The following is a 20,273-nucleotide window of genomic DNA, read 5'->3' as shown; positions in this document are numbered from 1 at the left end:
GATAGCATCGGCGGGGACGTGAGACCGGGACGAGGCGAGGAGGTGAGGGCGTGGGTGGCCTGCAGCGCTTCGAGCAGCGCCTGGAGCAGCTGATCTCCGGCATCTTCGCCCGCACCTTCCGCAGCGCGGTGCAGCCGGTCGAGATCTCCGCGGCACTGGCACGCGAGGTCGACAATTCGGCGCAGATCCTGAGTCGTGACCGGCGGATCGTGCCCAACGACTTCCACGTCGAGCTCTCGTCGCCCGACCACGACCGGCTCCTCGGGCTCGGCACGACGCTCGACCAGGAGCTGGTCGCTGCACTCAAGGAGCACGCAGCGACCCAGTCCTACGTGTTCACCGGTCCGGTGACGATCACGCTGGAGTCGGCCGACGACCTCACCACCGGCAGGTTCCGGGTCCGTAGCAAGGCGGTCGCCCGGGTGAGCCAGGCCGGTCCGGACCCCAGCGAGACCCAGGTACGCCGGGCCACCGCGACCCTCGACATCAACGGTGAGCGGCTGCCGCTCTCACCCCCCGGCATCGTGGTCGGTCGCGGCAACGACGCCGACCTGCGCGTCAACGACCCGGGCGTCTCGCGGCGCCACGTGGAGTTCCGCGTGACCGACGACGCGAGCGGCCCACGGGTCAGCGTGCACGACCTCGGCTCGACCAACGGCGTGCTGGTCAACGGCAAGCGCGTCGAGGACGCGACCCTCGCCGACGGCGCCGAGATCCGGATCGGCAACACCACCCTGACCCTGCACCAGAGGACTGACGCCTGATGTCGGAGCTGACGCTGGTCCTGATCAGGTTCGCCTACCTGGCGATCCTGTGGATCTTCGTGCTGTCTGCCATCTCGGTGATCCGGTCGGACATGTTCGGCGCGCGAGTGGCCCGCGAGGGCGGCCGGGGCAGCGAGCGCCGGGCGGCGAAGGCCGCCGCCAAGACGCGGTCGAAGCCCGCCAAGGCCCGGCGCGGCACGCCGACGGCGGTGGCGATCGTCGAAGGGGGCAACAAGGGTGAGGTGGTCACCCTCGACAAGGCGCCGCTGCTGATCGGCCGCGGCAACGACGCGGCGATCAGGCTGGACGACGACTACGTCTCCACCCGACACGCACGCATCGGTGCCTCCGGCGACCAGTGGTACGTCGAGGACCTCGGCTCGACCAACGGCACCTACGTCGGCAACGCCCGGATCTCGCAGCCGACGGCGATCGCCCTCGGCACCCAGATCCGGATCGGGAAGTCCATCCTGGAGCTGCGCAAGTGACCCAGCTCCATCTCGTCTTCGCCGCGCTCTCCGACGTCGGGCGCGTCCGGCGCGACAACCAGGACTCCGGGTACGCCGGCCCGCACCTGCTGGTGATCGCGGACGGCGTCGGCGGCGCCGCCCGTGGCGACATCGCCAGCAGCGCGGCGGTCGACGCGATCAGGAAGCTCGACGTACCTCCCGGGGACGACGCGCTCAGCGAGCTGGCGGCGACGATCCACCTCGCGCACGACCGGCTCGCGGAGATCGTCGAGGCGCACCCCGAGCTCGACGGCACCAGCACGACGGTGACGGCTGCGGTGTTCGACGGCGCCCAGCTGCAGGTCGGCCACGCCGGCGACAGCCGCGGCTACCTGCTCCGCGACGGTGACCTGCGCCGGCTCACGACTGACCACTCCCTGGTGCAGAGCCTCGTCGACGAGGGCCGGATCACGGAGGAGGAGGCGCGGGTCCACCCGCACCGCAACCTGATCCTGAAGGCCGTCGACGGAGTGCACGAGCCCGAGCCGGACCTGTTCTCGGTACCACTCCAGGCAGGCGACCGCGTCCTGCTGTGCTCCGACGGCTGCTCGGGTGTCCTGGAGCCGTCCGAGATGGCCGCGCTGCTCGCCGAGGGACCGCTCGACGAGGCCGCGGGGGCACTGATCCGCGCGTCCCTCGAGGCAGGCAGCTCCGACAACGTGACCGTGGTCGTCGCTGAGGTAGGGGACGGCCCTGGGGCCGAGGCGGACGCCGTCGTGGTCGGCGCGGCCGCCACCGCGCCTCATCGCAACCTCGCCACCGACTCCACCGGCAACCTGACCGAGGGCGACCTGGCGATCCTCGGCGACAGCGACGACGAGCCCGACGACGTGGATCCCGAGGAGCTCCGTTACGCCCCGCAGCCGCCGCGACGGTTCGGCTGGGCGCGTCGAGTGGTCGTCCTGGCCGTCCTGGTGCTGCTGCTCGGGCTCGGTGCGGGTGCGGCGTACTCGTGGTCGCAGGGTCAGTACTACGTCTCCGACGACGGCGGCGACGTGGTGATCTTCAAGGGCGTCAAGGTCGAGCTCCCCGGGGTGAAGACCCATCACGTCGCCGAGCGCACGGACCTCGCCGTGGGCGACCTGCAGTCCTACGACGCCGGCCGGGTCCGCAGCGGCATCAGCGCCGAGGGTCTCAAGGACGCCCGGCGGATCGTCGCCGACCTGAAGGTCGACTGCCCGGAGCCGACGACCCCACCCGTGCCCAGCGCGACGCCGACCAAGCACAAGAAGCGCGGGGCGACGGCCACCCCGACACCCACGCCCACGCCCACCCCGACTCCCACGCCCACGGCGACGCCCTCCGTGCCCGCCGCGTGTGCGACTCCGGGGGCGACTGCCGGCACCACGCCGGGCGCCACCCCGGGCACGACCCCGGGCACGACCCCGGGCACGACCCCGTCCACCCCGGGTGCGACGCCATGAGCGCGACCCGCACCGGCCCCCGTGGCGGCGAGGCGAAGCCCGGGCCGCTGATGGAGTTCGTCCACCGCCGCCGGCGGGGTGCCGAGCTCTTCCTGCTCGTGCTGAGCCTCTTCGTCGGCCTGGGCGCGTACGCCGCCGTGGGTCTCGGCGTCGACGGAGCGGTGCCGGCCGACATCATGGCCTACGGCACCTGGCTCGCGATCCTGGTCGTCGCCGCACACGTCGCGATCCGGCTGCGCGCGGCGTACGCCGACCCGATCATCCTGCCGATCGTCTCGGCGCTCAACGGCCTCGGCCTGGCGATGATCTACCGGATCCACCTCGCCCAGCCCGACAAGGCGCCGACCGCCCGCACCCAGCTGGTCTGGATGACGCTCGGGGTCGTGCTCTTCGTCGCGGTGCTCGTCGTGCTCCGTGACCACCGACGGCTGCAGGCCTTCACCTACACCTCGGGCCTCAGCTCGATCGTGCTGCTGCTGCTGCCGCTCGTGCCGGGGATCGGACGTGAGATCCACGGCGCCCGCATCTGGGTGCACCTAGGCTCGCTGAGCTTCCAGCCCGGCGAGATCGCGAAGGTCCTGCTGGTGATCGCCTTCGCCGGCTACCTCGTGCTCCACCGCGACGCGCTCGCGCTCGCCGGCCGGAGGGTCCTGTTCGTCGACCTGCCGCGCGGCCGCGACCTGGGCCCGATCCTCGCGATGTGGCTGGTCAGCCTGGCGATCCTCGTCTTCCAGAACGACCTGGGCTCCTCGCTGCTGTTCTTCGGGATCTTCCTGGTCATGCTCTACGTCGCCACCGAGCGCCCCGGCTGGCTCGTCGTGGGGGGCGGCCTGTTCCTGGCCGGGGCGTACTTCAGCTTCCTCTTCGTGGGCCACGTGACCGAGCGCGTGAACGTGTGGCTGGACCCGTTCGGTGAGGGCCAGGGCTACCAGATCGTCCAGGGCATGTACGGCATGGCCTGGGGCGGCCTGACCGGCCGCGGGCTCGGCCAGGGCAGCCCGCAGATCACCCCGTTCGGCTACTCCGACTTCATCGCCTCCTCGATCGGCGAGGAGCTCGGCCTCACCGGCCTGATCGCGGTGGTCGTGCTCTACGGCATCCTCGTCGAGCGCGGCCTGCGCACCGCGCTGATCTGCCGCGACAACTTCGGCAAGCTGGTCGCGGCCGGCCTGGCGGTGGTGTTCGCGCTGCAGGTGTTCGTCGTCGTCGGCGGTGTCACCAAGCTCATCCCGCTCACCGGTCTCACCACGCCGTTCCTGTCGTACGGCGGGTCGAGCCTCGTGGCCAACTGGGCGATCGTCGCGCTGCTCCTGCGGGTCTCCGACCAGGCCCGCCGACCACCGCCGGAGGTCAGCGCGACCCCGGACGACATGGACGCGACCCAGGTGGTGAGACTGCGATGAATCGTCCGATCCGCAACCTGGCGATCGGCTGCCTGGCCCTGTTCCTGGCGCTGCTGATCAACGTCACCTACCTGCAGTACTGGCAGGCGGACTCACTGACCTCGCTGAGCAAGCACCCCGACAACCGCCGGGTGCTCGACGCGGCGTACTCACGACCGCGCGGCGCGATCCTGGTCAAGGGCAAGGAGATCGCCGACAGCGTCAAGTCCGACGACGACTACAAGTACCAGCGGGTCTACCCGCAGGGCCGGCAGTACGCCCAGATCACCGGGTTCTTCTCGCGCGACTGGGGCCTCGGCGGCGTCGAGGCGACCCAGAACTCCATCCTCTCCGGCGACGACTCGAAGCTGTTCGTCAACCGCGTCATCGACCTGCTCGGCAACCAGGACCCGCGGGGCGGGAGCGTCGGCCTGACCATCAACGCCAAGGCGCAGAAGGCCGCGTACGACGGCCTGAAGGCGCTCGGCACCAACGTCCGGGGCGCCGTGGTCGCACTCGAGCCGAGCACCGGCAAGGTGCTCGCGATGGTCTCCAGCCCGACGTACGACCCCAACCGGCTCGCCAGCCACGACTTCGTCGGGGTCAACAACGAGCACAAGGACCTGCTCGACAACCAGCTCCAGCCGCTGAACAACCGGGCCATCGAGACGGTGCTGCCCCCGGGCTCGACCTTCAAGCTGGTCACGGCGGCCGCGGCGCTCGAGAGCGGGAAGTACGAGCCGGACACCATGGTGCCGGGCGGAGCGAGCCTCGACCTGCCGCAGACGAGCAAGGACCTGGTCAACGAGAGCGGCGGCTCCTGCGGCGGCGACAAGATCACCCTGACCCGGGCCCTGCAGGTCTCCTGCAACGTGTCGTTCGGCGCGGTCGGCCTGAAGGTGGGCGCCGACGCACTGCGGCAGCAGGCGGAGAAGTTCGGGTTCGGCCAGCGCTACTTCTACGACCTGGACGACTCGCTGACCCGGCAGGCTGCCAGCCGGTTCCCCGACAACCCCGACGCGCCGCAGACCGCGCTGTCGGCGATCGGCCAGTTCGACGTCGCCGCGACGCCGTTGCAGATGGCCATGGTCGCCGCGGGCATCGCCAACAACGGCACCGTGATGAAGCCCTACCTCGTCGACGAGCTCCGCTCCAACGACCTCGAGGTCCTCGACAAGACCGACCCGCAGGCGCTGACCCCCAACGCGGTCTCTGCGGCGACGGCCCGCAAGCTGACCGACATGATGGTCGCCGTCGTGGACAACGGCACCGCCACGAACGCCCAGATCCCGGGCGTCCAGGTGGCCGGCAAGACCGGCACGGCGCAGAGCGCGGCCGACCGGCCGCCGTATGCCTGGTTCGTCTCGTTCGCCCCGGCTGACAACCCGAGCGTGGCGGTGGCGGTGCTGGTCGAGAACGCCGGCGTCGACCGCGGCGAGATCTCCGGCAACGGGCTCGCCGCGCCGATCGCGAAGGCCGTCATGGAAGCGGTGCTGAACCCGTGATGACCAGCACCGACCGCTACACCAGGCTCCACCGGATCGCCACCGGCGGCATGGGTGAGGTCTGGCTCGCGCACGACGAGGTGCTCCACCGCGACGTCGCGGTCAAGTACCTCAAGCGGGAGTTCGCCGACGACGACGGAGCTCGCGCGCGCTTCCTCAGCGAGGCCCGCAGCGCCGGCGGGCTTCAGCACCCGGGCATCGCGACCGTGTTCGACTTCGGTGACAGCGAGGTCGAGGACGGCCTGCCGTTCCTGGTCATGGAGTACGTCGACGGCCAGCCGCTGTCCGAGCTGGTGGCCGCCGGACCGCTGGAGCCCGAGCGCGCACGCGAGCTCGTCCGGCAGGCCGCCGACGCACTCGCCGTCGCCCACGCCGCCGGTCTCGTGCACCGCGACGTCAAGCCGGGCAACCTCCTGGTCACCGCCGACGACACGGTGAAGATCACCGACTTCGGCATCGCCCGGGCCGGCGACGGCCTGGCACTGACGGAGACGGGCCAGGTGCTCGGCACGCCGTCGTACCTCTCGCCCGAGCAGGCCGAAGGACACGCGGCGACGGCCGCCAGCGACGTCTACGCGCTCGGTGCTGTGCTCTTCGAGTGCCTGACCGGACGGCGGCCCTTCGTCGCGGACACCCCGGTGGCTGTCGCCCTGGCCCACGTCCGCGAGCCGGTGCCGGAGCTCCCGGCCGAGGTGCCCGGGGAGCTTGCCGCGGTGACGCGCCGCGCCCTCGCGAAGGATCCCGACGAGCGCTACCCGGACGCCAGCGCGTTCGCCGCAGCGCTTCGTGCGGTCGCGCCCGAGCACACGATGGTGCTGAGCGCACCGCTGGCGCCCGTCGCGACCCCGGCGCCCACGCCCGCCCCGCTGGGCAGGTGGCTTCCCGCCGGTCGGGAGCGCGTCCTCTGGGCCGTCGGCGCAGCGCTGGCCCTCGTCATCGCGATCGCGCTCGTGGCCACCGCGCTCCACGACGGCAGCGGGACGGACACGCCGCCTCCGGGATCCTCGCCGAGCACGGCTGGGGCCTCGCCGTCCGCGCCGGCGACCGTCAACGTCGACGCGGCCCGCTACCTCGGCAAGCCGGTTGCGACGGTGAGGGCGGAGCTCACCACTCTCGGACTCGTGACCACCGTGCACAAGGTCGCCAACCCGGGCGGGCAACCCGCCGGCACGGTCAGCGCCGTGCGGCCGGCCGGGCCGGTGAAGGTGGGCACGACGATCACGCTGGACGTCCTGGGGCCCGCGCCCACGGCGGACGGGGGCAAGGACAACTCCGGCCCGGGCAAGGGCGGCAAGGGCAAGGGGAAGGGCAAACACTGATGAGGGGACACCGTCATGGCTGAGACTCCAACCGGGCAGGGGCAGGCTCCGGTCCCGCACCGGGTCGGGGGCCGCTACGAGCTCGGCGAGCTGCTCGGACGCGGTGGCATGGCCGAGGTCCGCAAGGGCACCGACGTCCGGCTCGGCCGGACCGTGGCCGTCAAGCGGCTGCGCACCGACCTCGCCAGCGACGCCAGCTTCCAGGCCCGCTTCCGCCGGGAGGCACAGTCGGCGGCCTCGCTCAACCACACCGCGATCGTCTCGGTCTACGACACCGGCGAGGAGCCCGCCTCCGACGGCACCCACGTCTCCCAGCCCTACATCGTGATGGAGTACGTCGCCGGGCGCACCCTGCGCGACATCCTCCGTGAGGGCCGCAAGATCCTTCCCGAGCGGGCGCTCGAGATCACCTCGGGCGTGCTCTCCGCGCTCGACTACAGCCACCGCGCCGGGATCATCCACCGCGACATCAAGCCCGGCAACGTGATGCTGACGCCCGCCGGCGACGTGAAGGTGATGGACTTCGGCATCGCCCGCGCCGTCTCGGACGCACAGAGCACGATGACCGCCACGGCAGCCGTGGTCGGCACGGCGCAGTACCTCTCGCCGGAGCAGGCGCGCGGCGAGACCGTCGACTCGCGCTCCGACGTGTACTCCACCGGCTGCCTGCTCTTCGAGCTGCTCACCGGGCGGCCGCCGTTCGTCGGTGACAGCCCGGTCTCGGTCGCCTACCAGCACGTCCGCGAGCAGGCGCCGCAGCCGTCGTCGTTCGACGCCGACCTCCCGCCGCAGATCGACGCGATCGTGATGAAGGCCCTGGCCAAGAGGGTCGAGGACCGCTACCAGAGCGCTGCCGCGATGAAGGACGACATCGACCGGTTCCTCGCCGGCCGGCCCGTCCAGGCCCCGCCGGTCGCCGCGGACACCGCGACCGCCTTCATCCCTCCGGTCGGACCGCCGGTCCACGACACCGCGGCGACCGCGGTCGTGCCGCAGGGCCGCTACGACGACCGGCCGCCCGAGAGGCGTCGTACCGCACCGCTGATCCTGCTCGGCCTGCTCATCGCCGCGATCGTCGCGGCGGCAGCGATCCTCGGCCCGAAGCTGATCGGCGGCGGCAACGACCAGATCCCGGTGCCCACCGTCGTCGGGATGACGCAGGACCAGGCGCAGCGGACGATCGAGGCGGACGGACTCACCGTCGGTGACGTCACCCAGGCGGCGAGCGCCGACGTGGAGAAGGGCCGCGTGATCAGCCAGTCCCCGGACGCCGACGCCTCGGTCGACCCCGACTCCGCGGTGGACTTCGTGGTGTCCTCGGGCAAGCCGGACGTGACGATCCCCGATGTCGTCGGCGACAACAAGGACAGCGCCCGCGCCCAGCTCGAGGAGCTCGGACTGAAGGTGCGGCTCAAGGAGGTCGACTCCGACGAGGCCAAGGACAACGTCGTGGCCCTGGCCCCGGATGTCGGCAGCCAGGTCTCCGCGGGCAGCGTGGTCACGATGTCGGTCTCGAAGGGCCCCAAGGCGGTGCCCGACGTGGTGGGCAAGACCGAGACGCAGGCGACCAAGCTCCTGCAGACCGCCGGCTTCGAGGTCGACTCGGTGCCGGACACCGCCAGCACCGAGCCGAAGGGCACGGTGACGCGGCAGAGCCCGCAGGCCGGCACGAACCAGAACGCCGGCACGACGATCACGATCCTGGTCTCCACCTACGAGCCGCCGCCCACCGAGCTGCCGACACCGACCGACACCCCGACGGGGACACCGACCCCGTAGCCAGCGGTGCCGGTGGCCGAGCGGCGCGCCCGGCCCACCGGGTGGTCGAGCAGCGAGCGCAGCGAGCGATCAGTCGAGACCCCGAAACACCGGATGGTCGAGCAGCGAGCGCAGCGAGCGATCAGTCGAGACCTCCCAACCACCGGGTGGTCAGCAGCGAGCGTCAGCGAGCGACCAGTCGAGACCCCGCAACCACGGGTGGTCGAGCAGCGAGCGTCAGCGAGCGATCAGTCGAGACCTCGGAACCTTGGGCAGCCAGTCCGGGTCCCAGGGGCGGCCATCAAGCGAACCCCTGTCGCAGGGACTCGTTGTGGGTGATGATGAAAGACGTGCCGCGACAGAAGCACTCCGAGAGCGACTGCACCTGAGGAGTCACCATGAAGTACACCCATGCGAACGCGGGGAGTGGGACTCCGAACGTCGAGACCGATCTTTCCGTCCTGCTCGGAGGACTGCTCGTCATCGTGTTCGGGCTGGCTGCCGTGCTCACCGCGATCGGGATGGGTTGGACAGGCGCAGGAGTGCTCGGGATGACACTGCTGATCGTGGCTCGGAAGGTGTCCGTGAGCGAGTCCGCGCGCGTGCTACCGCTCATCATTGCCGGCCTTGGGGTCGCTGCCCTGGTCGGCGCAGTCTTCGACCTGCTCACCTGATCGCATCGCTCGCGCGACGGCGAGTCCCCTCGAGCTGACTGGTCCCGGGATGGCACGCCGCGCGTGACGACGTCATTTGGCACACCTGGGCTGTCCCGCACTGATGCGGAGAGCTCTGGTGTGCCAACCGGCACATGCCGGCTCAGTTCCGTGTGCCCGCTCCGGCGGCAGGATCTGGGCCCGCCACGGTCAGCGCCGCGATCGCGGTGGTCACCGGCACGGCGAGCACGAGGCCGATGCCGCTGACCAGCGTGCGCACGACCTCCTCGGCGATCGACTCGCTCGACAGCAGGTCGAGCAGCGGCCGGTCGTAGAGGGCGAGCAGCAGCAGCACGGCCAGCGCGCTGCCGGCGTACGCGAAGACGATCGTGTAGATCGTCGAGGCGATGTGGTCGCGTCCGATCCGCATCGCGCTGGTGAACAGGCCGCGCCGGGACAGCTCCGGGCCGGCCTCCCGGAGCTCCCAGACCGACGACGCCTGGGTGATCGTGACGTCGTTGAGCACGCCGAGGCCGGCGATCACGAGCGCGCAGGTGAGCAACCCCTGGAACGAGATGCTCCCGGCGAACGACGAGAGCAGCGCGGTGTCCTCGCTCCCGGATCCCGACAGCGTGGCCAGGTGCACGGCGAGCAGGCCGACGCCCGCGGTGATGCCGATCCCGACCAGCGTGCCGGCGAGCGCCGCGCTCGTGCGCACCGACGGTCCGTGCGCCAGGTAGAGGACGACGAACATGATCGCCGCCGACCCGACCAGTGACACCGCCAGCCCGTCCGACCCGGACAGCAGCGCGGGCAGCATGAAGCGGAACAGCACGAGGCCGCCGAAGCCGAGGCTGACCAGCGCCAGCAGCCCCCGCACGCGGGCCACCAGGGCCACGACGAGCACGAACAGGGCACCCAGGATCCACAGCGGCTTGAGCCGGACCACCTCGTCGAAGGAGTACGCCGCCGGGCTGCCCGCCTGCGCCGGCACCCGCATCAGCCGCACGGTGTCGCCCGCATCCACGCCCGAGGAGGACACCGCCGGCGGGACTCCGACAGCCTGGGTCGTGCCCTTGTCCGGCCCGGTCGTGAGCAACACCTCGAGGTTCCCGCAGGTCGTGGACTCGGCCGTCTCGCCCCTGGAGTCCGCGGGGCACGCGGCCTGCACCTTCACGACCCTGGCCTTCTGGAAGGTGACGCCGGGTGCGGCGAACTGCGCCTTCGCCTGCAGCTGGTGGACGGTCGCGGAGTCCGGCCACAGGGTCACCACGCCGACCACCGCGGCGGCTGCGCAGATGCCGAGGAACACCAGCAGGACGGTCACCGGACCGCGCGCGAGCGCGACGTCCGGTGCGTCGTCACCGCGCCGGTGCGAGTGCGCGTGCGAGTGGGCCACGGCGCCGTCAGCCCCGGCTCGAGGACGCGTCGGCCTTGGCGTACTCGAGGGTCGTGCTCCCCTCGTAGCCGGGGAGCTTCAGGCGTGCGCTCGGCGTCACGTCGTACCCGAGGCCGCGGGCGACGACGGCGGTGAGGTACGCGTCGATGTAGTCGCTGTCGTCGAGGCTGGTCTGGAGCCGCGTCGGGTCGCCGATCGCCGAGATCCGGTACGGCGGGGAGTACGGCACGCCGTGGAGCATGACGGTGTTGCCGACGCACTTGATCCCCGTGGTGGAGATGACCCGCTGGCCCTGGAGCGTCATCGCCTCGGCTCCGCCGGCCCAGAGCGCGTTCACCACCGCCTGGATGTCCTGCTGGTGCACCACCAGCTCGTTCTCGTCCTTCTTCTCCTCGCGGTACCTCTCGACCTCGCTCCTCGGTGCGTCGTCCAGCACGACGGTCAGCCCGGGGCCTGCGACCGGTGCGAACCCGGACGGCTGGCGCAGCTCGTCGACCTGGGCCTGCAGCCGGGTGACGCTGGCGTCGTCCACCTGGTGGCTGAGCTGGTCCACCTCGCGGTTCAGCGAGGCGATCCGGGCCTGGAGCTCGTCGGAGCGCTGCTTCTCCGCGCGCACCACACCGTCGAGGTCGGTGATGCTCGCGGCGCGCAGGTCCAGCCCCTTGGAGCTGAGGGCGGTGGTGGCGAACAGTGCGCCGGCCACGACGAAGGCGACGGCTGCGGCGACGTGCCAGCTGCGCAGCGGGCGCCGGTGCCGGGTCGACTCGTGCGTCACCTGGGTCCAACCTTTCGGCCAACATGTCCGGCCCCTGCCCGCACCGGGCCGCGCGGTGACTAAGGTAACCGACGACCCCATTCCACAAGGAGCCACCGTGTCCAAGCCCGCCGCCCGCAAGCCCACCGTGATGGTGAGCGGCTACGAGACCTCGCTGGTGCGCTGCGCGGTCGCACTGCTCCTGGTGCTGGCCGGCATCGTCTGGATCACCGTCTACACCCAGTTCGCGATGGACGCGGCCAACTACGTCAAGCTCCCCGGGGTCAAGAAGCCGGACACGCCCTTCCCCTGGATGTCGGACCTCAAGCGCTGGAACTACGTGATCGGGTTCGGGCTCGTCCTGCTCGGACTCATCGTGTCCGCCCACAAGAAGACGCCGCTGGGCCGCGGGCGCGGGGTCGTCATCGGCATGCTCGGCTGCTTCCTCATCGGCCTGGTGTGGATCGTGCTCTTCTACTTCGTCGGCCAGGACGACTCGGTGCACATCCCGGTCATGGACCAGCTCCAGCAGTCGAACCTGCTCGTCGGGGTCGGCTTCATGGCGGTCGGGTTCACCTTCGCCACCAAGTGGGAGTGACGCGCCAGGCACACCCCGGTTGTCCCCAGGCTGGGGACAAACCTGTGGAGAACTACAGCGCTGTGATTCGGTCCGTCAGGGGGTGACGGCCATGGCCGTCTGGCTGCCGGGATGCGCGGCCCGCGCGGCCACGATCGCGGCGGAGAAGATCGCGAACGGGATCAGTCCGTGGAACAGGCCCAGCCACGGTGCGTCGTCGCCGGAGAACCCGAGGACGACCTGGACCACCACCATCGCCAGGATCGCGCCGGCGAGCGCGACGCCACGCTCGACCTTGGCGAAGAAGGCGACCACCAGCAGGACCAGCGCAACGACCGGGATCACCATCCCGCCCACGATGCCGTGGATCTCGAAGCCGACAGCGCCCTGGAAGTCCGGCGACTTGTCCTCCCAGCCCTTGAGGACGTCGTGGTCGAGCGTGCCGCCGCCGTCGATCCAGTGGAACAGGCCCGCGATCGCCCACACCATGGCCATCGCCTGGACCGCCACGGCGATCGCGATCACGTCGGCAAGCATCCGATAGGTCTTGCGCATGAGCTGACTCCTCTCGTCGGTCCCCACCCAGAAGGATGTGGTCCGCAGCGGTCGAAGTCAGGCCGACGCGCCGAGCGTCACGACAACGCTGCGACGCGCACCGCGACCAGCACCAGGCAGACGACGGCGAACGAAGCCATCGACGTCCACTGGAACGCGGGCCGCCGTTGTCGCGGCGCGTAGACGACGAGCGCCGCGAGCAGCGCGCCGCCGAGCAGGCCGCCGAAGTGCCCCTGCCAGGAGATGAACGAGCTCGCGGTCAGGGTGAAGACCACGTTGATGCCGATCCACAACAGCAGCTGCTGCACGTTGGCCCGCAGCTTGAGCCCGACAACCAGCAGCGCGCCCATCAGCCCGAAGATGGCTCCCGAGGCGCCGAGCGTCTGGGTGTGCTCGCTGGACAGCCAGAGGACCGCGGTGCTCGAGGCCAGCCCGGAGAGCAGGTAGACGGCGAGGAAGCGTGCGCGGCCCAGGATCATCTCCAGCTGCGGACCCAGGAAGTACAGCGCAAGCATGTTGAACCCGATGTGCCAGACCTCGACGTGGCTGAACACCGACGTGGCGAGCTGCCAGTAGGCGCCTCCCGAGACGCCCTCGACCAGCGACGTGGTCCCGTCGGAGTTCCCGAAGAGCGTCGTCCTGGGCAGCAGCGCCAGCTTGTCGACGAGCGCCGAGGAGCCGCCACCGGCAGCGACGATGGAGACCCAGACCGCGACGTTGAGCGCGATGATCACGATCGAGGTGAGCGCCGGGTTGGCGGAGTGCGCCCCGCCGTACGGGAGCCGCCCGGTGCGCGTGGTCCGCGCACCCTCCTTGACGCAGTTGGGGCACTGGAACCCGACCGACGCCGAATTCATGCAGTCGGGGCAGATCGGGCGCTCGCAGCGCTGGCAGCGGATCCAGGTCTCGCGGTCGGGGTGCCGGTAGCACACCGGTGCAGCGGCGACGGATCCGCCGTGGGCGTCGGTCATGACGTGCGGAGCTCAGTCCCGGCTGATCTCGACGGTCTCGATGACCACCGGGTCGATCGGCCGGTCGCCCGGGCCGGTCGGGGTGCCCACGATCGCGTCGACGACGTCGCGGCTCTCCTGGTCGGCGACCTCGCCGAAGATCGTGTGCTTGTGGTTGAGCCAGGTCGTCGGCGCCACGGTGATGAAGAACTGCGAGCCGTTGGTGCCGGGGCCCGCGTTGGCCATCGCGAGCAGGTAGGGCTTGGTGAAGCCCAGCTCGGGGTGGAATTCGTCCTTGAACGTGTAGCCGGGACCGCCGGTGCCGGTGCCGAGGGGGCAGCCGCCCTGGATCATGAAGTCCGGGATGATCCGGTGGAAGGTGAGCCCGTCGTAGAACCGCCCGGTCCTGCCGCCGTCGGCCTGGTAGTCCTTGGTGCCCTCGGCGAGGCCGACGAAGTTCTCCACGGTCACCGGAGCGTGGTGGGGCAGCAGGTTCACCACGATGTCACCGCGGTTGGTGTGCAAGGTGGCCTTCAGGTCCGACATGTGGTGCCTTCCAGACGGAGTCCACCGGGAGGCGTGTGCAGCCCCGGCGGTCAGCGGATGTCGGCCTCGATCCTGCCATGCCCGGCAAGCCGAGCGGCACCCGATCGGCGGGTTCCGCCGCGACCACCTCCGGGGCATGATCGGGGAAGGGCGGGGAACAGGAAGCCTGCCCGCCCGCAACGCACGCGAGGGAGAGGACCCCATGCGCACGAGGACACCGTCGAAGAAGAGCCTCACCGACCAGGCCAGCGACTTGGTGGAGCAGATGACGCCGCACGTCGAGGCTGCCCGGGAGCGGTTCGTGAACGACGTGCTGCCGGTCGCCCAGAGCGTCCTCGCGGATGCGCGCGAGACCGCCCGCGAGGTCGCCAAGGACGCCCGTGCCGCGGCCGAGGAGGCCGCTGCCAACGCCGAGAAGTCCAGCCGCAAGAGCCGCAAGAAGGCCGCGAAGCGTGCCCGCGCGAAGGCGGGCAAGATGGCCGCTGCCGCGGCGGCGGCCGCGCCCGTTGCTGCCCCGCTGGCAGACCGGATCGGCGAGAAGGTCGGCCCGAAGCCCAAGCGCCGCAAGCGGTTCCTGCTGCTGGCCGTCCTCGCCGGGGTCGGCGCCGTCGTGCTGAAGAAGGTGCGTGGCGGAGCACCGAGCGGTACGTCGTACGTGCCGCCGCGGCCGGCCCCGACCCCGCGTCCCGCCGCCTCCGACCCGGTGTCCACGGCGACGCCGCCGCCGGCACCGCCGGAGTCGCACTTCGAGCCCGACCCCCTCAAGGGCACCACCGACATCGGCGGAGCAGGATTCGACGAGGTCGCCGCGGATGCCGCGGAGGGACCGCAGCCGGTCACGACGCCGGACCAGCCCGCCGAGGTCGAGGACGTCTCCGAGGACGCCCGGCACGCACGCAAGAGCTGAGCTACGCCGCCCGGCTCAGGTCGTCGAGCCGGCCCGCAGCTCGGGGAACTCCTCGCGCACGCGCCTGATCGCGCGCAGCTCTGCCCAGAAGCTCAGGAACGGGATCGTGCCGCACACCAGCGTCACCAGCGTGAACACGATCGGCCACCGCGCGCGCAGCGCGAGCATGAAGGCGACGAGCACGAAGACCATGTAGATGAAGCCGTGCGCCGTGCCGAGGTAGAGGTTGATGTCCGAGCCGAGCTGCCAGCCGTGGCTGCCCTGCGGCAGCACGCTGGGCCAGATCTTGTGCACGTACTTCAGCGGTACGCCGATCACGACCAGGGTGATGATCGACAGACCGACCACGGTGGCCAGCACACGGTAGGCGTTCAGCAGCGGCTTCACGGCTCCGAAGGTACCGGCGACGCGTTCGCGCCGATCCCTCCGGGTCCGTCTCGACGGGCACGGGTGTCGGCGGTGCCGCAGGGGGAACTGACCCTCCATGGACGCACGCGCGCCACGTCTCGCGATCGCGCTGGCGGTGCTCGGAGCCGCCGTCGCGACGTACCTCACCCTGGTGGAGACCCACGTCGTCGACCATGGCTGGGACCCGCTCTTCGGTGACGGCACCGACGAGGTGCTGCACTCGTCGGTGTCGCGCGCTCTGCCGTTCCCGGATGCGGCGCTGGGACTTCTTGCCTACGCCGCAGAGGCGGTCCTGGGCCTCACCGCCGCCGGCGACCGGTGGCAGCGACGACCGGTGCTGCCGCTCGCGTTCGACCTGGTGGGCCTCGGGCTGGCCGTCGCCGCCGTGGCGCTGGTCGCGCTCCAGGCGACCGTCGTGCACTCCTGGTGCACGCTCTGCCTGTGCTCGGCGGCGCTGTCGTTCGCGATCCTCGCGGCGGGTCGCCTGCACGAGGCGCGCGGCGGCCTCGCACTCGTACGCACACGCAGGGCCGCTGCCGGCCGTGGTCCGGAGCGCTCGTCGGGCGGTGACCCTCACAGGTCCATGTGGATGAGCTCCCAGTGGTGGCCGTCGGGGTCGAGGAACGACCACCCGTACATCGGCCCGTCGGCGATCCGCGCCTGAGCCTTCGCACCACCCGAGGCCAGCGCCTGCTCGACGAGGTCGTCGACCTGCTCGGGGCTGTCCGCGGAGAGCCCGATCACCACCTCGCTCGAAGGCGGCACCGGCTTCGCGGTGAAGGTCGTGAAGAGGTCCTCCACGAGCAGCATCACGAACGCGTCGTCGTTGACGACCATCGCGGCCGCGCGGTCGTCGGTGAAGTCCGGGTTGAACGTGAACCCGAGCCCGGTGAAGAACCTGACGGATCGGTCGAGGTCCTTCACCGGGAGGTTCACGAACACCTTCCGCGGTTGCGTCGTCATGCCACCGCCAGCTCGAGCTCGTCGGCGTCGGCGGTTGCCTCTTCGGACCCGCCCGGGGCCTGCGGGTTCCGGATGACGGCGAGGGCGATGCCCACCGCGACCAGCACGAGCACGGTGGCGACGACGAAGCCGCGCTGGTAACCACCGACGAGCGCCTCCTTGACGGGGCTCCCGGCCCTGGCGAGCGTCTCGGTCCGCGCGGTGGAGAGGGTCGCCAGCACCGCGAGCCCGAGGGCGGCACCGACCTGGCAGGTGGTGTTCACCAGCCCGGAGGCGAGGCCGGCGTCCTCGGGTCGCACGCCCGACATCGAGAGCATCATGAGCGCGGGGAAGCTGATCCCGACGCCGGCGCCCATGAACAGCACGGACGGCAGCACGTCGACGAGGTACGTGCCGTCGACCGGCACGCGGGCGAACAGGCCGAGCCCGACGGCGATCATTGCCAGACCGGGGACCAGCACGGTGCGCGCACCGAACCGCATCGCCAGTCGCTCGGTGTAGCGCACCGAGAGGACTGCCATCACGATCGTGCAGGGCAGGTACGCCAGGCCCGTCTGCAGGGCGTCGTACCCCTTGACCTGCTGGAGGTAGAGCACGCCGAGGAAGAACATCCCGAACATCCCGGCCACGGTGAGCGCCTGGATGATGTTGGCACCGGTGACGTTGCGCGACCGGAAGATGCCCAGCGGCACCAGCGGCTGAGCGCAGGTCGCCTCACGAATGACGAAGGCGACCAGCAGCGCGACCGACGCGGCCGCGAAGCCGACGGTCCGCCCCGCGCCCCACCCGTACGTCGCGGCCGGCGACACGATCGTGTAGACGGCGAGCATCAGCGCCGACGTCACGAAGACCGCTCCCGGCACGTCGGCGCCCTTGGCCAGGCCCATCCCACGGTCGCGCTCGACGTACGTGCGCGCGGCCAGTGTGGTCGCGACGCCGATCGGCAGGTTGATGAAGAAGATCCAGTGCCAGCTCACCAGCTGGGTGATCGCGCCCCCTGCCAGCAGCCCGATCGAGCCACCGGCCGAGGCGACGAAGGAGAAGACGCCGATGGCGCGGGCCTGCTCGGAGGGCTGGGGAAACAGGGTCACGATCATGCCCAGGATGACCGCGGAGGTGAGCGCACCGCCGGCGCCCTGGACGAACCGCGCAGCGACCAGGACCGACTCGTCCTGGGCGAGGCCGCACGCGAGGCTGGCGGCGGAGAAGAGCGCCAGACCCGCAAGGAACACGGCGCGGCGTCCGACGAGGTCACCGAGCCGGCCGGACAGCAGGAGCAGGCCGCCGAACGAGATCAGGTAGGCGTTGACCACCCAGGCCAGTCCGGACTGCGTGAAGCCGAGGTCGTCCTTGATGGCCGGGAGCGCCACGTTCACCACCGTCGCGTCGAGGACCATCATCAGCATCCCCACGCAGAGGACGATGAGCGCCGCCCAGCGCGAGCGCTCGGTCCCGGTCGCCGAGGCGGCCTCGGGGCTCGTGTCCACCGGGCGGTCGTCCCGGGCTGCGAAAGTGTCGGTCATCGCTGGTCTCCTTGGAGGGAAGGATCGGTCACCCATGCAGACAGCCGGGCGACGCAGAATTCATTGCCGGATCACCGATGAGTTCTCGCGGTCCGGCGGGTCTGTACGTGAAGGCGATACCTGGGTAGGTCGCCCGACAGCGCGGAGGAGTCGAGAATGTCTCTTGAGATGAGCGAGACGACGCACACCGATCGCGGCGGTGAGGCGGGCCCGGCCGGGGACGACTTCCCCCGGGTCGCCGATCCCTTCCGTCGCGAGCTCTTCGCGCACTGCTACCGGATGGTCGGGTCGGTGCACGACGCCGAGGACCTCGTCCAGGAGACCTACCTCCGCGCCTGGAAGGCCTACCACGGGTTCGAGGGGCGCTCGTCGCTGCGCACCTGGCTCTACCGGATCGCCACGAACGTCTGCCTGACCTCCCTGGAGGGCAGCGACCGGCGACCGCTTCCGACGGGCCTGGGCGCGCCGAGCACGGTCGCCGGCGAGCCGCTGGTCAGCGCCGACGAGGTGCTCTGGCTCGAGCCGGTCCCCGACTCGATGATCGCCGACCCGGCCGACCAGGCCGCCGCGCGCGACACCATCCGACTGGCCTTCGTCGCCGCGCTGCAGCACCTGCCACCGCGCCAGCGGGCGGTGCTGATCCTGCGCGACGTGCTCAGGTGGCGCGCCAGCGAGGTGGCCGAGGCGCTCGAGATGTCGACCGCCGCGGTCAACTCGGTGCTGCAGCGGGCACACGCCCAGATGGAGAAGGCGCAGCTGAGCGTCGACAGCGCGCACGAGCCGGTCGCCGACGAGCACAAGGAGCTGCTCGAGAAGTACGTCACCGCGTTCTGGGAGAAGGACATCGACGGCATCGTGGCGCTGCTGAAGCAGGACGCGATCTGGGAGATGCCGCCGTTCGTCGGCTGGTACCAGGGCGCCGAGAACATCGGCAGACTGATCGATTTCCAGTGTCCGGGCGAGCGCCACGACATGCGGATGCTGGCCACGAGCGCCAACGGCCAGCCGGCGTACGGGCTCTACATGCGACAGCCGACCGGGGAGTTCACGCCCTTTCACCTGCAGGTGCTCACCATCACCGACGGCGCGGTCAGCCACGTCGGCGCGTTCTTCGACCTCGACCTGTTCGAGACGTTCGGCCTTCCGCCGGTCGTTCGCGACGAGGACTTCGCCGCATGAGCGCGCCGTCCGCCGCACCCTCGCACGCCCCCCTGCTCGAGTCGCTGGAGATGCTGGAGCGCGCGGTCGGCTACACCCGCGTGCAGCTCCAGGCCGTCACCCCCGAGACGCTGTGCCTGCCCACCCCGTGCGACGGGTGGCGACTGGGCACCCTTCTCGACCACATGGGCGAGTCGCTGGACGCCCTCACCGAAGCCGCCGACCTGGGCCACGTCGCGGTCGCCGACGTGCCGCCACCCACCCCAGCGTCCCCGGTCGACGCCGTCGAGCGGCTCCGGGTGCGCGCCTGCTCGCTGCTGGGCGCCTGGTCGGCGGTGGCGCGCGACGACGACGTGATGGTCGGTGACCGGCCGCTCTCGTCCTCGTTGCTGGCCTGCGCCGGCGCGCTCGAGGTGGCGGTGCACGGCTGGGACGTCTCCCAGGCGACCGGCGTGCGCGCACCGATCCCGGCAGCGCTCGCGCGCGACCTGCTGATCTGGGCCGACGTGCTGGTCAGCGACGCCGATCGGCCGCGACGCTTCGGCTACCCGATCACGGGGCCGTCGGTCGGGCCGTCCTCGAAGCTGGTGATGAGGCTCGGGCGGGAGCCCTAGCCGCGCCGGCGTCGGCAGCGCTCCACTCCTCGGCGAGCAACCCGTACGACAGCCCGTCCAGCCATTCCCCGGAGCGGTGCAGCGACTCCTTGACGGCGTGCGTCTCACGGCGCATGCCGATCCGTTCCATCAACCGCCACGAGGGCTCGTTGTCGGCGAAGCAGTGCGCGACCAGGCGGCGCAGCCCGAGCTCCTCGAAGCAGATCCGCACCACCTCGCGAACTGCCTCGGTGGCGTATCCGTGTCCCTCGACCGCCGGGGCGATGCACCAGCCGACCTCGGCCTGCACACCCACCGCCCGGTCGACCACCTCCGCCTGGGCCCAGGGGTCCTCCGGCGCGATCATCAGGTCACCGATGACGGTGCCGTCGAGCTCGATGACCAGCGTCTTGGCCATCCTGTCGGCGTCGCTCATCGCCTCGACGAACCGTTCGCGGTCCGTGGCGGCGCTCGTCATCCAGCGCCCGACCGACTCCTGCCGCCTGATCTGCCACAGCGCCTCGAAGTCGTCCTTCGAGACCGGCCGGATGCCGAGCCGCTCGGTCGACTTCGGCCAGGACAGGGCGGCGATGTCCGCGAGGTCTGCCATGCGCCGATCATGGCGT

22 protein-coding genes are annotated in these 20,273 nt (G+C 71.1%); 13 read left to right on the top strand and 9 right to left on the bottom strand.

From position 1 onward, the window contains the following. The first annotated feature begins 50 nt into the window (after nt 1-50). From ACVW00_RS20975 to ACVW00_RS20940, 8 genes are all read left to right on the top strand, one after another. Nucleotides 51-764: an FhaA domain-containing protein gene (locus ACVW00_RS20975; RefSeq protein WP_457112835.1), complete on the top strand. Its 714-nt coding sequence runs from the start codon at nt 51-53 to the stop codon at nt 762-764. Beyond that, complete coding sequence (locus ACVW00_RS20970) at nt 764-1,252, top strand: FHA domain-containing protein FhaB/FipA (RefSeq protein ID WP_457112834.1); 489 nt, start codon at nt 764-766, stop codon at nt 1,250-1,252. Before ACVW00_RS20975 ends, ACVW00_RS20970 begins: the two co-directional genes overlap by 1 nt. Further along, nucleotides 1,249-2,697, top strand: a complete 1,449-nt coding sequence (locus tag ACVW00_RS20965) for a PP2C family protein-serine/threonine phosphatase (RefSeq protein ID WP_457112833.1) — start codon at nt 1,249-1,251, stop codon at nt 2,695-2,697. Before ACVW00_RS20970 ends, ACVW00_RS20965 begins: the two co-directional genes overlap by 4 nt. Then, entirely contained in the window at nt 2,694-4,100 is a 1,407-nt protein-coding gene (locus ACVW00_RS20960) for an FtsW/RodA/SpoVE family cell cycle protein (protein WP_457112832.1), read from the top strand. Before ACVW00_RS20965 ends, ACVW00_RS20960 begins: the two co-directional genes overlap by 4 nt. After that, a complete protein-coding gene (locus ACVW00_RS20955) occupies nt 4,097-5,584 on the top strand; it encodes a peptidoglycan D,D-transpeptidase FtsI family protein (RefSeq protein ID WP_457112831.1) in 1,488 nt (495 codons plus the stop codon). The genes ACVW00_RS20960 and ACVW00_RS20955 overlap by 4 nt, the downstream gene beginning before the upstream one ends. Next, nucleotides 5,584-6,903: a serine/threonine protein kinase gene (locus ACVW00_RS20950; protein WP_457112830.1), complete on the top strand. Its 1,320-nt coding sequence runs from the start codon at nt 5,584-5,586 to the stop codon at nt 6,901-6,903. Before ACVW00_RS20955 ends, ACVW00_RS20950 begins: the two co-directional genes overlap by 1 nt. 15 nt (nt 6,904-6,918) lie before the next feature. Next, on the top strand, nt 6,919-8,682 hold the full coding sequence (pknB, locus tag ACVW00_RS20945; RefSeq protein ID WP_457112829.1) for a Stk1 family PASTA domain-containing Ser/Thr kinase: 1,764 nt from the start codon (nt 6,919-6,921) through the stop codon (nt 8,680-8,682). 377 nt (nt 8,683-9,059) lie between these two features. Next, on the top strand, nt 9,060-9,335 hold the full coding sequence (locus ACVW00_RS20940; protein WP_457112828.1) for a hypothetical protein: 276 nt from the start codon (nt 9,060-9,062) through the stop codon (nt 9,333-9,335). A gap of 142 nt (nt 9,336-9,477) precedes the next feature. Here ACVW00_RS20940 and ACVW00_RS20935 read toward each other — a convergent pair whose 3' ends face one another. Together ACVW00_RS20935 and ACVW00_RS20930 are read right to left on the bottom strand one after the other, a co-directional pair. Beyond that, the gene (locus tag ACVW00_RS20935) at nt 9,478-10,713 is read right to left on the bottom strand and encodes a YibE/F family protein (protein ID WP_457112827.1); all 1,236 of its coding nucleotides are present in this window, start codon (nt 10,711-10,713) and stop codon (nt 9,478-9,480) included. Nucleotides 10,714-10,720: 7 nt separating this feature from the next. Further along, nucleotides 10,721-11,488, bottom strand: coding sequence for a DUF881 domain-containing protein (locus tag ACVW00_RS20930; RefSeq protein ID WP_457112826.1), 768 nt, complete (start codon nt 11,486-11,488; stop codon nt 10,721-10,723). Between the two features lie 97 nt (nt 11,489-11,585). Between ACVW00_RS20930 and ACVW00_RS20925 the strand changes: the two genes are divergently transcribed. After that, nucleotides 11,586-12,065, top strand: coding sequence for a cell division protein CrgA (locus ACVW00_RS20925; protein WP_457112825.1), 480 nt, complete (start codon nt 11,586-11,588; stop codon nt 12,063-12,065). 75 nt (nt 12,066-12,140) lie between these two features. On the opposite strand, the gene ACVW00_RS20920 is transcribed toward ACVW00_RS20925, so the two are convergent. The 3 genes from ACVW00_RS20920 to ACVW00_RS20910 form a co-directional block, all read right to left on the bottom strand. Then, on the bottom strand, nt 12,141-12,599 hold the full coding sequence (locus ACVW00_RS20920; RefSeq protein WP_457112824.1) for a hypothetical protein: 459 nt from the start codon (nt 12,597-12,599) through the stop codon (nt 12,141-12,143). A 77-nt stretch (nt 12,600-12,676) separates the two neighbouring features. Next, nucleotides 12,677-13,570 carry a rhomboid family intramembrane serine protease gene (locus ACVW00_RS20915; protein WP_457112823.1) on the bottom strand — a complete coding sequence of 298 codons (894 nt, stop codon included), beginning with the start codon at nt 13,568-13,570 and terminating at the stop codon, nt 12,677-12,679. A gap of 12 nt (nt 13,571-13,582) precedes the next feature. Further along, nucleotides 13,583-14,095, bottom strand: a complete 513-nt coding sequence (locus tag ACVW00_RS20910; RefSeq protein WP_457112822.1) for a peptidylprolyl isomerase — start codon at nt 14,093-14,095, stop codon at nt 13,583-13,585. A 202-nt stretch (nt 14,096-14,297) separates the two neighbouring features. Between ACVW00_RS20910 and ACVW00_RS20905 the strand changes: the two genes are divergently transcribed. After that, entirely contained in the window at nt 14,298-15,002 is a 705-nt protein-coding gene (locus ACVW00_RS20905) for a hypothetical protein (protein WP_457112821.1), read from the top strand. A gap of 15 nt (nt 15,003-15,017) precedes the next feature. Here the strand turns inward: ACVW00_RS20905 and ACVW00_RS20900 are convergent, their stop codons facing one another. Further along, the gene (locus ACVW00_RS20900) at nt 15,018-15,389 is read right to left on the bottom strand and encodes a DUF3817 domain-containing protein (protein WP_457112820.1); all 372 of its coding nucleotides are present in this window, start codon (nt 15,387-15,389) and stop codon (nt 15,018-15,020) included. 97 nt (nt 15,390-15,486) lie between these two features. Between ACVW00_RS20900 and ACVW00_RS20895 the strand changes: the two genes are divergently transcribed. Continuing rightward, complete coding sequence (locus ACVW00_RS20895) at nt 15,487-16,074, top strand: vitamin K epoxide reductase family protein (RefSeq protein ID WP_457112819.1); 588 nt, start codon at nt 15,487-15,489, stop codon at nt 16,072-16,074. Here ACVW00_RS20895 and ACVW00_RS20890 read toward each other — a convergent pair. After that, a complete protein-coding gene (locus ACVW00_RS20890; RefSeq protein WP_457112818.1) occupies nt 15,984-16,373 on the bottom strand; it encodes a VOC family protein in 390 nt (129 codons plus the stop codon). The two genes, ACVW00_RS20895 and ACVW00_RS20890, sit on opposite strands and share 91 nt — an antisense overlap. Continuing rightward, on the bottom strand, nt 16,370-17,896 hold the full coding sequence (locus ACVW00_RS20885; RefSeq protein WP_457112817.1) for an MFS transporter: 1,527 nt from the start codon (nt 17,894-17,896) through the stop codon (nt 16,370-16,372). Before ACVW00_RS20885 ends, ACVW00_RS20890 begins: the two co-directional genes overlap by 4 nt. Nucleotides 17,897-18,064: 168 nt before the next feature. On the opposite strand from ACVW00_RS20885, the gene ACVW00_RS20880 reads away from it, so the two are divergent. Both ACVW00_RS20880 and ACVW00_RS20875 read left to right on the top strand, forming a co-directional pair. Continuing rightward, nucleotides 18,065-19,075, top strand: a complete 1,011-nt coding sequence (locus ACVW00_RS20880; protein ID WP_457112816.1) for a sigma-70 family RNA polymerase sigma factor — start codon at nt 18,065-18,067, stop codon at nt 19,073-19,075. Then, on the top strand, nt 19,072-19,668 hold the full coding sequence (locus ACVW00_RS20875; protein WP_457112815.1) for a maleylpyruvate isomerase family mycothiol-dependent enzyme: 597 nt from the start codon (nt 19,072-19,074) through the stop codon (nt 19,666-19,668). Before ACVW00_RS20880 ends, ACVW00_RS20875 begins: the two co-directional genes overlap by 4 nt. Here ACVW00_RS20875 and ACVW00_RS20870 read toward each other — a convergent pair. Next, nucleotides 19,607-20,257, bottom strand: coding sequence for a GNAT family N-acetyltransferase (locus tag ACVW00_RS20870; RefSeq protein WP_457112814.1), 651 nt, complete (start codon nt 20,255-20,257; stop codon nt 19,607-19,609). The genes ACVW00_RS20875 and ACVW00_RS20870 overlap by 62 nt on opposite strands. Nucleotides 20,258-20,273 lie beyond the last annotated feature (16 nt).

The organism is Marmoricola sp. URHA0025 HA25 (genome assembly GCF_054059435.1).
The sequence above is the reverse complement of the archived record's forward strand: the minus strand, read 5'-3'. Positions and strand labels throughout refer to the sequence as shown.